This is a genomic window from Nitrosomonas sp. PY1 (assembly GCF_022836435.1).
Lineage (GTDB): Bacteria > Pseudomonadota > Gammaproteobacteria > Burkholderiales > Nitrosomonadaceae > Nitrosomonas.
In genome coordinates this window covers 607,970-622,272 of record NZ_BQXC01000001.1, presented here as the reverse complement: position 1 = coordinate 622,272, position 14,303 = coordinate 607,970, and the positions used below count along the sequence as shown (strand labels likewise).

Sequence of the window (14,303 nt, the reverse complement as noted above, 5' to 3'; positions counted from 1 at the left end):
AGTGCAAAAATATTGGTCAAATCCAAGTACCGTGGAATGGTGTCAGTATTTATTGAACAGTTATGCTTATTGGACAAAGCATGATCTTTTGCAGCGAGATGGCACTCCTTTAACGCAAGCTAAGCAATTGTTTGATCATTCAAAGATCATTGTTTCTCATGGAACACAAACCGATCCGGTTTTGAATTTCGGCAATCATGCAGCACTGCGATTGTGGGAGATGGATTGGGAGCAATTCACCCGTACGCCGTCTCGCCAAACAGCGGAACCAATGAATCGAGAAGAACGCTCGCGTATGCTGGCACAAGCGAGAAGCCAAGGTTATATTTCAAATTATCGCGGCATACGAATCTCGAGTACGGGAAAGCGGTTCCTAATTAACCACGCTATCATTTGGACTGTACAGAACGCTAGCGGAGCGACCGTAGGACAAGCGGCCGCTTTTTCGGATTGGCATTTTCTGAATGATTAAGAAGCATGCACTGCTTTCCCCCAGGAATCCCGTAAAGTGACCGCACGATTAAACACCAGCTTGTTCGGCGTCATGTCATAGCGATCGGCGATGAAATAACCGTTACGCTCAAACTGGAAACGTTCCTCTGGTTTTGCATCAACCAATGCCTGTTCGACATATCCCGAAATAATTTTCTTGGAATCAGGATTTAATGTTTTTTTATAGTCCTTGTCGCCGCTATCTGGATAGGGATCATTAAATAAACGATCGTACAAACGAATTTCAGCTGGTTGCGCATGCTTGAGCGATAACCAATGAATATTGCCCTTCACTTTGCGGCTATCCGCACCTGCTGTACCACTTTTGGTATCGGGATCATAAAGGCAATGTATCGCCTCAATTTCACCTTGCGCATTTTTTTCGACACTGACACATTTAATAATGAATGCATAGCGTAATCTCACTTCAGCCCCCGGTGATAATCGAAAATAGCCTTTTATGGGTTCTTCCATAAAATCATCTTGCTCAATATAGAGTGTTTTAGAAAATGGCACCGTACGCTTACCCCATTCCGGTTGTTGTGGATGATTTGGGGCAAAGCAATCTTCTTCTTGATGTTCCGGATAATTATCGATAATCATCTTCAGCGGCTTGAGGATCGCAATACGCCGTGCAGCGGATTCATTTAAATCTTCACGCAAACAATCTTCCAGCACCGTCATATCAATCCAGGAATCCGCTTTACTGACGCCAATTCGCTCAGCAAATAATCGAATTGCCTGCGGCGTATAGCCGCGACGGCGAATGCCCGCCAAGGTACTCAACCGTGGATCATCCCAGCCATCGACCAATTTATCAGTCACTAACTGAATCAACTTACGCTTACTCATCACGGTATAAGTCAGATTAAGTCGAGCAAATTCGATTTGCTGCGGATGGCACGGTACCTTATCAACCAGTTGGTCTAACACCCAATCATACAGCGGTCGATGATCTTCAAATTCCAATGTGCATAACGAATGCGTGATATTTTCCAACGCGTCAGATATACAGTGCGTGTAATCATACATCGGATAAATACACCATTGATTCCCAGTACGTTGATGATGTATATGGCGAATGCGGTAAATGACTGGGTCACGCATATTAATATTAGGTGAAGTCATGTCAATTTTAGCGCGCAGCACATATTTTCCATCGGGAAATTCACCCGCTCTCATACGTCGAAATAGATCCAAGCTTTCTGCGGCCGGACGTTCTCGGTATGGGCTATTTTTACCCGGAGCGGTCAGTGTACCGCGATATTCACGAATCTCATCGGCCGTTAATTCCTCAACATACGCTTTGCTCTCGCTAATCAAATACTCGGCAAATTCATATAACCGATCGAAATAATCGGATGAATAATACAGATGCTTACCCCACTCAAAGCCCAGCCAGGTTACGTTATCGCAAATAGCATCGACATATTCCTGAGCTTCTTTTTCTGGATTGGTATCATCAAACCGTAAATGACATACGCCACCATAATCCTTAGCCATACCAAAATTTAGGCAAATACTTTTCGCGTGACCAATATGCAAATACCCATTAGGTTCTGGAGGAAAGCGAGTTTCTATGCGCCCCTTCCACTTATTGGAGCGATTATCGTCATCAATAATCGTGCGTATGAAATTTGAGGCAACCGCATTTGCTGCCTCTATCGATACATGCTTAGATTGGTCTTTCAAAATTATGCTCTCTTAAGATAGTGAATCGTGACAAACTAAATTTTTACTGTCGATCTTAGTAAGCGGTGTGAGACTGCCATCACCGCATTTTCCTATGATTATAGCGATGAATGAAAGCTTGACTCAAATTTGACTTTTGTAGCCTTCTAACATAGAATCCTGGCTCTTTTTGAATATGCAGGACAGGTTTTCGTGAAAACATTTTCAGCCAAGCCACACGAAGTCAACCATGATTGGTATGTTATCGATGCAACCGATAAAGTTTTGGGTCGACTCGCTTCTCTAATTGCGCACCGTTTACGTGGCAAACATAAACCCATTTATACGCCTCACGTAGATACCGGCGATTATATAATCGTCATTAATGCTGACAAACTACGTGTTACCGGCAATAAAATGGATGATAAAATCTATTATCGTCACACAGGTTATCCTGGCGGAATTTATGCGACATCTTTTAGAAAAATGCATGCAAAATTTCCTGCGCGCCCCCTCCAAAAGGCAGTTAAAGGAATGTTGCCGAAAGGTCCTTTGGGATTTGCGATGATTAAAAAACTTAAGATATATGCGGGTGATGAACATCCTCATGCTGCACAACAACCCAAACCGCTTGAAGTGAGAGCTTAAAATTATGGCTACCCAATATAATTATGGAACGGGGCGACGCAAAAGTGCTGTAGCACGTGTTTTTATCAAACCCGGAAAAGGCTCAATTGTTATCAACGATAAGCCACTGGATACTTTTTTCTCACGCGAAACCGGTCGCATGATTGTAAAGCAACCGCTGGAATTGACCAATCATGTGAGCACATTCGACATCATGGTAAATATCCGTGGTGGTGGTGAATCAGGTCAAGCAGGCGCAGTTCGGCACGGTATTACGCGCGCTCTGATAGACTATGATGAAACATTGAAGCCCACATTGAGTAAAGCAGGATTAGTAACTCGCGATGCCAGAGAAGTGGAAAGAAAGAAAGTGGGTTTACGTAAAGCACGTCGACGCAAGCAATTCTCCAAACGATAAGTTTAGATCCATTAGTAGAAAGCCGCCCTATTGTTATGGCGGCTTTTTTATTTGCTAGCTAATATAATATCGATATATCTGGAAAAAACGGAAGGGACTAATCATGATTAACGTAGGAATTGTTGGCGGCACAGGCTATACAGGCGTGGAATTGTTGCGTTTACTAGCGCAGCATCCAAAAGTAAAAATCAAAGCAATCACGTCACGCAGCGAAGCAGGAATGGATGTAGCCGACATGTTCACCAATCTTCGCGGACGCATTGATTTAAAATTCAGCGACCCTGCTGACGCTAAACTCAATAAATGTGATTTGGTATTTTTTGCCACGCCGAATGGTATCGCCATGCAACAAACGGAATCCTTGCTGCAAGCAGGCGTCAAGGTTATTGATCTAGCAGCTGATTTTCGTATCAAAGACGTTGCCGAGTGGGAAAAATGGTACGGCATGAAACACGCTTGTCCCCATTTGGTTGCTGAAGCGGTGTACGGCTTACCGGAAATCAATCGCGCACAAGTCAAAAATGCGCGCTTAATTGCTAATCCGGGTTGCTATCCGACAGCCGTTCAATTGGGATTTTTACCGCTCATAGAAGCCGGTGTAATTGACATTAAAAATCTCGTTGCAGATGTTAAATCAGGTGTATCGGGAGCAGGACGAAAGGCGGAAGTACACACGCTACTCGCAGAAGCGTCCGATAACTTTAAAGCTTATGGTGTTCCAGGCCACCGCCATCTACCGGAAATCAAGCAAGGGCTTTCAACGGTAGCCAAGAAATCTGTAGGCCTTACTTTTGTCCCTCATTTAGTCCCGATGATTCGTGGCATTCACGCAACGCTTTATGCAACATTGACTAAAAAAGTTAACCTACAAGAACTTTATGAAAAACGTTATGCTACAGAAGCTTTCGTAGACGTGTTACCCACAGGAAAACACCCTGAAACGCGCTCGGTCCGGGGATCCAATCTGTGCCGCATTGCTGTACATCAACCACAAAACGGTAATACGGCTGTCATACTCTCGGTAACTGATAATTTGGTAAAAGGCGCAGCCGGGCAAGCAATCCAGAACATGAATATTTTATTTGAATTGCCTGAAGCACTGGGTATTAATCAGATACCCTTGCTACCATGAGAGCTCCTATCATATTCTATATCGCAATGTTTTCAGTATTTTTGACGCAACCGTATTAACATAGATGAATAGAATCTTTCCCAAGAATACTCAAATTCTATCGCCACGTGTCATTGTACGCCCCTACCCTTCCTGGAAATATCGACTAGTCGTTATACTGGTTGTGTGTTTTGTATTACTTTCAGTTTCTTGGGTTATGTTTGAAGTCGGAAAACAATCGAGGAATACTTTGCTAGAGGAATTCACGGAGGAAAAAATCTATGGTGATTCGCCATACGATCCAGCAGTTTGCCGACAAACAAAACGGCAGCAGCTTTGCTCCGAAATGGGCGAATTGATTCATCAAGTTCAGATGCATAATACGGCTAATGCTAATCTGTTAAAACAAATCAAAGCATTGACTTATGAGAATGACCAACTGAAAGAAAAAATGTTATTCTTTGAGCATCTGATGTCGGGAAGCGCGAAAAACGGCGTCTCAATTTATCAATTTAGCCTCAAAGAAACAGAAATACCCGGTAATTTTCGCTACGCATTAACGCTGATTCAGGGAGGAGAAAGACCCAATGATTTTAAAGGGAAAGTGCGGCTGCTCGTGACTCTTTTACAGAACGATAAAACCAAAACGGTTCCATTAGTTAATCAAGAATCTAAATTGGACTTCCCAATTAGCTTCAAATTTCTCTATCGATTAGAAGACAGCTTCAAAGTACCCGATGACATGACTATAAAAAACTTACAGGTACAAGTTTATGAAAATAGCAACGGAAAAGTATTATTAACGCAAACCGCGCAACCGACCTTATAACGAGGAAGCCATGTTTGGCAATAAGAAAAACAAACCACATAATCATATTGACACCTTAATTGGAGCAAATACCAAAGTCATTGGGGATGTCCATTTTCGCGGCGGATTAAGAGTTGATGGGCATATTACAGGTGACATTACGGCCGCCGATAATGAACCTAGTACCTTGGTATTGAGTAGCGACGGGCGCATTGATGGCGCGATCAAAGTAACTCACATTATTATCAATGGTAAAGTTTTTGGCCCTGTATATGCACAAGGCTATCTTGAGTTGCAAGAGAAATCTCAAATATATGGTGATATCCATTACGGTACGATAGAAATTCACTTGGGTGCATTGGTTGAAGGAAAAATGGTTCATTTGCAAAATAATGATGCACAATTACCAGAAAAAACGATTCCTTTAATTTCTACAGAACCGGATAGCAAATAAAACGAAACTCAAGGAAAAAATCACCATCTAACTTTCCACAATGAATAAGACTTAAATTAACCAGAACATGAAAATTCTATGAATATTGAAAATCACACCCCACTTTCTTTCACAGACAATGCTGCTGTTAAAGTTAAGCAACTCATTGAAGAAGAAGGAAATCTGAATCTCAAACTCAGGGTTTTTGTTAATGGCGGAGGCTGCTCAGGTTTTCAGTATGGCTTTACCTTTGATGAGCTAATTAATGAAGACGATATGGTCATGGAGAATCATGGTGTTCAATTATTAGTCGATTCTATGAGCTATCAATACCTCATTGGCGCCGAAATCGATTACCAAGAAGACTTAAAAGGCTCTCAATTCATCATTAGAAATCCTGGCGCTACCAGTACTTGTGGCTGTGGATCGTCATTTTCTGTTTAAATCACGATCGTATTCATTAACGCACCGAAGAAGGCTGCGTTCCTTTTGCGCGATTGATCAAGCAATCAGAAACCGGATTATCTATCCTATATTATTTTGGTTCCTGGCGAATCCAATGTCCCGAGGGCCTTACCTCCCCTCCTTGCATGGAATATATGCGCATCAACTGAAGATTGCCCACCGTCAATTTGGCATGATAATTTTCTCCTCCATGATCCAGCAAGTATGAGAGTGGAACAGCGCTATCCGGCTCTTCTAACTTTATCAAATCAGTTCCATCTTCGTGGGTATGTTTCTCGTGCTCCCGGTGATCCAGCAGCACTTGATCCAAATTTTGAGTAGGATGCTCCTTCACTGTGAACCCTTTCTCACGCAACCGATCAACGAACGCTAATCCAAATTGATCGGTTGCGGGGTGAGTTAGCACAAGCTTTGTTTTTTCAGGTGCGAACAATACCGACATTTGCGTAACGGCGTCATTGGTCACAACAGCAATCACATCTTGCGAAATATCTGTAATGTGATATGCAGGCTGTCTAGGCTTTGCAGCACACCCCGCAATAATCGAAAATATAATCAGAATCAATAAATAAAAGGTTATGCGCTTCACCATTTGTCCCTCGTCGATCTATATCGTACTTGAAAGGTTGTCATTGTAAACTTGAAAATGTGGATCAAGAAGGATTTTGAGATCGGTAGCATACTAGGCGCATGCATCAAGCATCACATTATTAAGTTGCGAAAGCCATTTTTCATCAACTCTCAGTTTCGCATGCATCACTGTAACCTGTTTAGCATACTTGGAATAACTGTTGTGGCTCAAAGCACGCCAACAAGCCATTGCCGAGATTACCAAATATATCGAAATATTCTATAACAGACAGCGTAAGCAAGAAAAATTGGGCTATTTATCGCGTGTGCAATTTTCGCAGCAGTACTATGCAAATCTACTCGCTGCTTAAACACATGGACTCCATTTTTGATAGCACATCTCAGTTAGGCGGGTGGAAGCTTTGAATCGCTGAAAATAAGGTATTCATTGTCGTCAAATCGGAATTGAGCGACTTGGTGCATTCCTAAAGATTTATGGGCACGAATAGAGGCAATGTTGTCTTGACGAATAAACAACACAGCCTCACGGTTAGGTAGTTGATCGACGAGTGACGCGTACATTTTCACTAGCAAACCCTGGCCACGCTCGGTGGGAGCGACGCAAACAGGGCCATAAATATAAGCGCCAGTTTGTCCGGACCAAGTCTCTCGCATTGCAATGACTGCTGGAGACTGGGAGGGTGCATCCATAGCTGCACTAAATAGGACGCCTGCAAGATAGCTGCCGCGATATGCAACGACTATGGGCATGCCAGATTCAACCATGGAGTGAACCCAAGTGTTGGAGAAATGGCCGGTAAGCGAGCCACCTCGTTCCACTGAGTTGGCTTGTAATAAGGTGGTGATTGGCTCAACATCAGCAGAAGAGGCGATGGAAATTCTGTACATAGGGTTTGACCTATCCGCGGACGAGATGAAGGCAGCCGCCCAACGTAACGTACAAGACATTTTATCCGATAACCTGTCAGATAATGTCGTACAATCTTGTTTGTTGGCAATTATCATTATGATAATAATGATTTAGGGGCTGTAGTAGATTAGCTTAGATGTTAAGCTAATCAAATGAAGATAAGTCATTGTAGATTATTAAGGAAAATACAGTTAAGGTTACTGGAATTTTTTGTGCTGGAAGTTACAGCAAGATCAGCAGCCAATATACTCGGAATACAACCCAATAGCGCCGCGTTGTTTTATCGTAAAATACGTGAAGTTATTGCTTATCATCTGGAGCGGGAATCTCACGAAATCTTTGATGGTATAGTGGAGTTGGATGAGAGCTATTTCGGTGGCGTTCGTAAAGGTAAACGTGGCCGTGGAGCTGCTGGTAAGGTGGCTGTGTTCGGCATATTGAAGCGTGGTGGTAAGGTATACACAAAAGTTGTAGGCGACACTAAATCAGAAACACTTATGCCGCTGATAACCAGAAAAATAGCACCTGACAGCGTAGTTTATACAGATTGTTATCGCAGTTACAATGCGCTTGATGTGAGCCACTTCTACCATGAACGGATTAATCATTCCACGTTATTTGCGCAAGGCAAGAATCACATTAATGGGATTGAGAATTTTTGGAATCAGGCCAAACGTGTTTTAAGAAAATACAATGGAATTCCCAAAGAGTCATTTCCATCTTTTCTTAAAGAATGTGAATTTAGATTCAACTATGGAACACCTAAACATCAACTAAAAATATTGAAAAATTGGACTCAAATTTAAGCTGATCTACTACAGCCCCATGATTTATGTATGTTAATCAATAGTCAATGACTCAGAAAAGCACGAAAAAGACTTACATTTCATGGATTAAACACCATATTGCGTTTAATGACAAGTATGATCCGGCTGATAGGAGAGCGGTTGAAGTGGAAGGATTTTTGACTCATCTGGCCAATGAGCTTCATGTGTCCTACACTATCAGAATCAGGCGTTATCGATCCCCTGGATAATTTGTAAAGATCATTCGAAATGGTCTTGAGTGACCAATGATCTGATTTTGCAGCATTTCTATGAGAAAATTTTCTTCCGATGCGATCACGAGGCGGCTTGCGCATTTGCCAAGCCCAATCTATACCGGCGATCTGCCTGTCCATGCCCGACGGGAAGAAATCATGGAAGCGATCGATCATCATCAGGTCGTGATCATTTGCGGTGAAACAGGCTCGGGTAAAACCACACAACTTCCGAAGATTTGCCTGGAACTCAAACGTGGCGTAAAAGGATTGATCGGGCACACGCAACCGCGCCGAATTGCGGCGCGCACCGTAGCTGCGCGCATTGCCAGTGAATTAAACAGTCCGTTGGGCCAGGCAGTCGGCTATAAAATACGATTTACCGATAAGGTCAGTACTGATTCCTATATCAAGCTGATGACCGATGGCATTTTGCTCGCTGAAACACAAAGTGATCCGCTGCTACAAGCTTACGATACGTTAATTATTGACGAAGCGCACGAACGCAGCCTCAATATTGATTTTCTGCTCGGCTATCTCAGTCAGCTATTACCGAAACGGCCCGATTTAAAACTGATTGTCACTTCAGCGACGATTGATGCCGAACGTTTCTCAAAGCATTTTGATCATGCACCGGTGATAGAAGTCACTGGACGATTGTATCCCGTGGAAATTTGTTACCGCCCTTTGTCTGCGGATGATGAAGAAAGCAGCGATCTGCAATTAGCCATTTTATCGGCAATAGATGAGTTGATCGGCAGAGGTCCAGGGGATATTTTGATTTTTCTACCGGGTGAACGAGAAATCCGCGAAACTGCGGAAGCCTTACGCAAACATCATTATGATCACAGTCGCCCGGGCCTCGTCCGTATTGATATTCTACCGCTGTTCGCGCGCTTATCGGTTGCGGAGCAGGAAAAAGTCTTTCAACCGACAGGCAACACCCGCCGCATTGTGCTGGCTACCAATGTAGCCGAAACATCACTCACCGTTCCGGGGATTCATTATGTGATTGATACCGGCCTAGCACGCATCAATCGCTACAGTTATCGCAATAAAGTTGAGCAGTTACTGGTAGAAAAAATTTCACAAGCTTCCGCAAACCAGCGTGCGGGTCGCTGCGGTCGGGTTGCGCAAGGTGTTTGCATACGGCTTTATTCCGAAAACGACTTCCATGCGCGCAGTGAATATACGGATCCGGAAATTTTGCGCTCTTCTCTGGCCGCAGTAATTTTACGCATGAAATCGCTGAAAATCGGTGACGTAGAAAATTTCCCATTTCTTGAACCGCCATCGCCACGCATGATTGGTGATGGCTACCAACTGCTCGCAGAACTCGGTGCAGTCGATGAAAACAAAGGATTGACGGCAATTGGTTGGCGTTTAGCGAAGTTTCCGATGGATCCACGGATTGCGCGCATGATTCTTGCCGCTAAACAGGAAAATTGTTTACGTGAGATTTTGATTATCGCCTCAGCATTAAGTCTCCAAGATCCGCGCGATCGTCCTTTTGATCACCAAGCTGCGGCCGATCAAGCGCAACGCCGTTTTGTCGATGAGCGTTCGGATTTCATGTCGTATCTTAAATTATGGGATTTTTTTGATGAACAGGTTAAACACAAAAAATCCACTCGGAAACTGATTGCACAGTGCCATGATCTATTTTTATCCTACCGCCGCTTACGCGAATGGCGGGAAATTCACGGTCAATTGCAAGTACTGATCAGCGAAATGGGCTTAAAACCAAGCGCCATTACAGCGAGTTACGATGAAATTCATCGCGCCTTACTCGCGGGATTACTCGGCAATATTGGATTTAAAACCGAAAAAGAAGGTGAGTATCTCGGTGCGCGCGGGATTAAGTTTGCAATTTTTCCTGGCTCGACATTGAAAAAGGGTAAAACCAAATGGGTTGTCGCTGCGGAATTGATTGAAACCACTAAACTGTATGCACGTTGTGTGGCGCAAATCGATCCGAACTGGCTCGAAAGAATTGCGGGTAATCTATGTAAGCGCCATTACTTCGATCCACACTGGGAGAAAAAACAAGCCCAGGTCATGGCATACGAAAGGATGACATTGTATGGTCTGATGATCGTTCCAAAACGTCCGGTACATTATGGAACAATCAATCGCATAGAAGCCCGTGAAATCTTTATCCGCGCCGCCTTGGTAGCCGGAGAATATCTTACGCAGGCGGCATTCTTTATCCACAATCAAACGTTAGTACACGAAATCGAAGAACTGGAACATAAAGCGCGGCGACAGGATGTACTGGTCGATGAGCAACAGATTTTCGCTTTTTATGATGCAATCATTCCGCAACATATCGTGAATGGCGGCGCATTTGAGAAATGGCGCAAACAAGCTGAATCGGTGAATCCACAGATACTGTATCTACAACGTGAAATGCTTATGCGTCATGACGCCGACCGTATCACCGAAGTACAGTTCCCCGAGCACTTATTACTGCCAGATGGCAATCAACTGCCCCTCACATACCGTTTTGACCCTGGTCATGTTTTGGATGGCGTAACAGTCGTTGTTCCGCTACCGTTACTCAATCGTCTTGACGCAAAGCAATTAGATTATCTGGTTCCTGGGTTAATTCGCGAGAAAGTAACTTGGTATTTCAAGTCGTTACCTAAACCGATTCGACGTATGCTGGTACCTTTGCCAGAATCAGTGACAGCATTTCTGGAAAATTTGAATCATGCAGAATCACCCGCGTTACTACAAGATGCTATGAGTCAATTTATTTTGTGTAAAACCACCATCGCAATACCCTCCGAAACGTGGAAGACTGAAACCATACCGCTACATCTGTCGATGAACATACAAGTAGTCGACGACTCGAATAAAGAATTGATGATGAGCCGTAATTTGATCGAATTGCAACAGCAGTTTGGACAACAAGCACAAGCAACTTTCGCAGCCACAAATAAAAGTGAAAAACATCCCATCGAGCGCGACTCTATCGCGCAATGGGATTTTGCCGAGTTACCGATCACAATAACTTTTATTCGTCATGGCCAATCCTTTGAAGGCTACCCTACTCTGGTTGATTGCGGCGACAGCGTAGCGATTCGCATACTTGATACCGCATCAGCTGCGGATGATCTGATGCGCGCTGGCGTGAAACGCTTACTTTGTCTGGCATTGAAAGAACAAATCAAACAATTGGAAAAAAATATACCCGGACTCAAGCTGGCTGCAATGCAATTCTCCAACCGAATGAACCCTGGCGATTTGAAACAAGATCTATTCAATGCTATTCTGGACCGCGCTCTATTGGCGGATGATCCGCTGCCACGCAGTGAAAATGAATTCCATGCACAAAAACAACGAGCGAAACAACGCTTACCGGACGCCACCGCGCAGCTCACTCAATTACTGCAACAAATAGGCACAGAATACCAGCACGTCCATCTACAATTGGCCGAACAACGTAATCACGATGTACAACATGAACTGCACGAGCAATTGGAGCAATTAATTTTTACAGGATTCCTCGGCGCAATTCCATGGAAAAGATTGTTGCACCTTCCACGTTATTTGAAAGGAATCAAGTTACGCTTAGAGAAGTTTGCAAGCAATCCTGAGCGGGATATGCGGAATCGCCAAGAAGTTAGTGTTTTTTGGCAGAAATATTGCAAGTATTTGGCGGAAAAACCACCCTCTCTTATTAAAAATGAACATTTGGAAGAATTTCGTTGGCAAATCGAGGAACTGCGTATATCGCTATTTGCGCAAGAATTAAAAACGCCACAACCGATATCGTCCAAACGCTTAAAGAAGCTATGGGAAAACATACAAACATGATTAAATAACAATTTTATTCGATCAGAGCAGAAATATACCTTATGAGTAATTTTAAAGAATGAAGCGTTACAACGCCTCTCAAATCAATGCCAACTAAAAAGAAAACACCACTCAGATCCCCACGTCAAAAAACCGATCGATTCAAAGCGATCAGCGGGACACCCGAATCCAGGCAACCTAGAACGCAAATATCTAAAAACCCGGCACAAAATTTAGAAAAACCAGCCCAGACCACTGCAACCTTTAAGCTACAAAAATTATTAGCGCACAGAGGGTTAGGATCGCGACGTGAAATGGAAGAATTGATCGCTGCCGGAAAAGTCACGCTCAATGGCGAAGTTGCCGCACTAGGAGATCGCGCCGGACCTGCTGACGTGATTCGCATTGGCAAGCGCGTCATTCGAATGAATGCACCGGAAGAACTTCCGAGGGTGCTGCTCTATCACAAACCCGAAGGTGAAATTGTAAGTTACAAGGATCCTCAGGGACGTCCTTCAGTTTTCGACAAATTACCGCATTTGCGTTCTTCGAAATGGATCGCGATTGGCCGACTCGACTTCAATACCAGTGGATTGTTGATTTTTACTGACGATGGCACATTGGCTAACCGTTTGATGCATCCTCGTTTTGAAATGGAGCGTGAGTATGCCGTGCGGATACTCGGTGAACTGACCGATGCGCAAATGACGCAACTCACGACAGGCGTTGCCTTATCCGATGGAAATGCAGCGTTCACCTACTTGGCCGATCAGGGTGGCGAAGGCGCAAATCATTGGTATCGCGCCATTCTTAAAGAAGGCAAGAATCGCGAAGTACGCCGCATGTTTGAAGCAATCGGATTGACAGTCAGCCGTTTGATTCGCGTACGCTTTGGTCCATTGAATCTACCGCCGAGAATTAAGCGCGGTCAGTGGCTTGAATTGGATGAAAAGAAAACAAAACGCCTATTGGATTTAATCGGCAATCATCACGCATCACTGTCAAGCAGTTGATCGCGCTGCAATAGAAATACAAACTCGTTACCTGCGCTGGTTTCAAGCCAGTGGAATGGTATATTTGGATAAACCGTCTCTATCACCTCGCGATTATGGCCAACTTCAACGATGAGCAATCCTCGATCCGTCAAATGCCGCGCAGCATACTTGAGAATTTTTCGTGTCGCATCCAATCCATCAATACCACTAGACAAGGCATTCTGTGGTTCATATTGATATTCCCGAGGCAATTGAGACATGGATTGCGCATTCACATAGGGCGGATTACTAATGATTAAATCATATCGTTTATTTTCTAAAGACAAGAATAAATCGGATTCAATCAAGTGGATTCTTTTTTCTAAACCATAGTGAGAAACATTTTTATAAGCGACCTCCAGTGCCGGTTTAGAAATATCGACAGCATCGATTTGCGCGTTTTCAAAATACAGCGCCATTAAAATCGCCAGACAACCGGAACCGGTACACAAATCCAATCCACGTATGATTTGCTCCGGTTCGGTGATCCATGGAGCAAGCTGTGTTTGCAATAATTCAGCAATAAAAGAGCGTGGTACAATCACGCGTTCATCCACGTAGAAGCTATATTCACCTAACCAAGCTTCATTCGTGATATATGCTGCGGGGACTCGATCGTTGATACGTCGATCAATAACATTTAGAACTTGATCGCGCTCCCTATCCAATAAGTGTGCATCCAGAAATGGTTCTAGCTGATCCAGCGGCAATGATAGTGTTTTTAGAATCAGATAAGCAGCTTCGTCGAAAGCATTAGAAGAGCCGTGACCAAAGCATAAGCCAGCTTTATTAAACTGAGTGGTCGCAAACCGCAATAGATCACGGATAGTTTCAAATTGTGATGGTGTCTGGAAAGTCATTGTAGAATTCGTACTACTATTATTGGAAATCGAGACTTATCAA

General features: G+C 43.6%; 15 protein-coding genes and 1 pseudogene. 12 read left to right on the top strand and 4 right to left on the bottom strand.

Annotation, left to right across the window (positions count from 1 at the left end):
* Position 1 precedes the first annotated feature (1 nt).
* Complete coding sequence (locus tag W03_RS02795; RefSeq protein WP_244071201.1) at positions 2-472, top strand: MEKHLA domain-containing protein; 471 nt, start codon at positions 2-4, stop codon at positions 470-472.
* On the opposite strand, the gene W03_RS02790 is transcribed toward W03_RS02795, so the two are convergent.
* A complete protein-coding gene (locus tag W03_RS02790; RefSeq protein WP_244071199.1) occupies positions 469-2,184 on the bottom strand; it encodes a glutamine--tRNA ligase/YqeY domain fusion protein in 1,716 nt (571 codons plus the stop codon). The genes W03_RS02795 and W03_RS02790 overlap by 4 nt on opposite strands.
* A gap of 192 nt (positions 2,185-2,376) precedes the next feature.
* Here W03_RS02790 and rplM point away from each other — a divergent pair, with 192 nt between their 5' ends.
* The 6 genes from rplM (at position 2,377) to erpA (ending at position 6,004) form a co-directional block, all read left to right on the top strand.
* Positions 2,377-2,811 (top strand): 50S ribosomal protein L13, encoded by a 435-nt coding sequence (gene rplM / locus W03_RS02785; RefSeq protein ID WP_244071197.1) that lies wholly within the window; start codon positions 2,377-2,379, stop codon positions 2,809-2,811.
* A gap of 4 nt (positions 2,812-2,815) precedes the next feature.
* Positions 2,816-3,208, top strand: coding sequence for a 30S ribosomal protein S9 (gene rpsI / locus W03_RS02780; protein WP_244071195.1), 393 nt, complete (start codon positions 2,816-2,818; stop codon positions 3,206-3,208).
* Between the two features lie 103 nt (positions 3,209-3,311).
* Positions 3,312-4,340, top strand: a complete 1,029-nt coding sequence (gene argC / locus W03_RS02775) for an N-acetyl-gamma-glutamyl-phosphate reductase (RefSeq protein WP_244071194.1) — start codon at positions 3,312-3,314, stop codon at positions 4,338-4,340.
* 64 nt (positions 4,341-4,404) lie between these two features.
* Positions 4,405-5,148, top strand: coding sequence for a DUF6776 family protein (locus W03_RS02770; protein WP_244071192.1), 744 nt, complete (start codon positions 4,405-4,407; stop codon positions 5,146-5,148).
* 10 nt (positions 5,149-5,158) lie between these two features.
* On the top strand, positions 5,159-5,581 hold the full coding sequence (locus W03_RS02765) for a polymer-forming cytoskeletal protein (protein WP_244071190.1): 423 nt from the start codon (positions 5,159-5,161) through the stop codon (positions 5,579-5,581).
* 78 nt (positions 5,582-5,659) lie between these two features.
* The gene (erpA, locus tag W03_RS02760; protein ID WP_244071188.1) at positions 5,660-6,004 is read left to right on the top strand and encodes an iron-sulfur cluster insertion protein ErpA; all 345 of its coding nucleotides are present in this window, start codon (positions 5,660-5,662) and stop codon (positions 6,002-6,004) included.
* A gap of 91 nt (positions 6,005-6,095) precedes the next feature.
* Here the strand turns inward: erpA and W03_RS02755 are convergent, their stop codons facing one another.
* Positions 6,096-6,617 (bottom strand): hypothetical protein, encoded by a 522-nt coding sequence (locus W03_RS02755; protein WP_244071186.1) that lies wholly within the window; start codon positions 6,615-6,617, stop codon positions 6,096-6,098.
* Between the two features lie 214 nt (positions 6,618-6,831).
* Here W03_RS02755 and W03_RS02750 point away from each other — a divergent pair.
* A pseudogene (locus W03_RS02750) lies at positions 6,832-6,966 on the top strand (IS3 family transposase); the annotation flags it as partial.
* Between the two features lie 34 nt (positions 6,967-7,000).
* Here W03_RS02750 and W03_RS02745 read toward each other — a convergent pair.
* The gene (locus tag W03_RS02745) at positions 7,001-7,504 is read right to left on the bottom strand and encodes a GNAT family N-acetyltransferase (protein ID WP_244071184.1); all 504 of its coding nucleotides are present in this window, start codon (positions 7,502-7,504) and stop codon (positions 7,001-7,003) included.
* 174 nt (positions 7,505-7,678) lie between these two features.
* On the opposite strand from W03_RS02745, the gene W03_RS02740 reads away from it, so the two are divergent.
* From W03_RS02740 to rluB, 4 genes are all read left to right on the top strand, one after another.
* Entirely contained in the window at positions 7,679-8,332 is a 654-nt protein-coding gene (locus tag W03_RS02740; RefSeq protein WP_244071182.1) for an IS1595 family transposase, read from the top strand.
* Positions 8,333-8,379: 47 nt separating this feature from the next.
* Entirely contained in the window at positions 8,380-8,562 is a 183-nt protein-coding gene (locus W03_RS13500) for a phage integrase N-terminal SAM-like domain-containing protein (RefSeq protein WP_375792706.1), read from the top strand.
* A 60-nt stretch (positions 8,563-8,622) separates the two neighbouring features.
* On the top strand, positions 8,623-12,387 hold the full coding sequence (gene hrpA, locus W03_RS02735; RefSeq protein ID WP_244071180.1) for an ATP-dependent RNA helicase HrpA: 3,765 nt from the start codon (positions 8,623-8,625) through the stop codon (positions 12,385-12,387).
* 86 nt (positions 12,388-12,473) lie between these two features.
* Positions 12,474-13,379 carry a 23S rRNA pseudouridine(2605) synthase RluB gene (gene rluB / locus W03_RS02730; RefSeq protein ID WP_244071177.1) on the top strand — a complete coding sequence of 302 codons (906 nt, stop codon included), beginning with the start codon at positions 12,474-12,476 and terminating at the stop codon, positions 13,377-13,379.
* Here the strand turns inward: rluB and prmB are convergent.
* A complete protein-coding gene (gene prmB / locus W03_RS02725; RefSeq protein ID WP_244071175.1) occupies positions 13,355-14,260 on the bottom strand; it encodes a 50S ribosomal protein L3 N(5)-glutamine methyltransferase in 906 nt (301 codons plus the stop codon). The genes rluB and prmB overlap by 25 nt on opposite strands.
* Positions 14,261-14,303: the final 43 nt, after the last annotated feature.

What these genes read in the sequence shown, in the direction of transcription:
- rpsI (WP_244071195.1), top strand. Translation starts at nt 2,816, where the DNA reads ATGGCTACCCAATATAATTATGGAACGGGGCGACGCAAAAGTGCTGTA.
- argC (WP_244071194.1), top strand. Translation starts at nt 3,312, where the DNA reads ATGATTAACGTAGGAATTGTTGGCGGCACAGGCTATACAGGCGTGGAA.
- W03_RS02770 (WP_244071192.1), top strand. Translation starts at nt 4,405, where the DNA reads ATGAATAGAATCTTTCCCAAGAATACTCAAATTCTATCGCCACGTGTC.
- W03_RS02765 (WP_244071190.1), top strand. Translation starts at nt 5,159, where the DNA reads ATGTTTGGCAATAAGAAAAACAAACCACATAATCATATTGACACCTTA.
- erpA (WP_244071188.1), top strand. Translation starts at nt 5,660, where the DNA reads ATGAATATTGAAAATCACACCCCACTTTCTTTCACAGACAATGCTGCT.
- W03_RS02755 (WP_244071186.1), bottom strand. Translation starts at nt 6,617, where the DNA reads ATGGTGAAGCGCATAACCTTTTATTTATTGATTCTGATTATATTTTCG.
- W03_RS02745 (WP_244071184.1), bottom strand. Translation starts at nt 7,504, where the DNA reads ATGTACAGAATTTCCATCGCCTCTTCTGCTGATGTTGAGCCAATCACC.
- W03_RS02740 (WP_244071182.1), top strand. Translation starts at nt 7,679, where the DNA reads ATGAAGATAAGTCATTGTAGATTATTAAGGAAAATACAGTTAAGGTTA.
- W03_RS13500 (WP_375792706.1), top strand. Translation starts at nt 8,380, where the DNA reads ATGACTCAGAAAAGCACGAAAAAGACTTACATTTCATGGATTAAACAC.
- hrpA (WP_244071180.1), top strand. Translation starts at nt 8,623, where the DNA reads ATGAGAAAATTTTCTTCCGATGCGATCACGAGGCGGCTTGCGCATTTG.
- rluB (WP_244071177.1), top strand. Translation starts at nt 12,474, where the DNA reads ATGCCAACTAAAAAGAAAACACCACTCAGATCCCCACGTCAAAAAACC.
- prmB (WP_244071175.1), bottom strand. Translation starts at nt 14,260, where the DNA reads ATGACTTTCCAGACACCATCACAATTTGAAACTATCCGTGATCTATTG.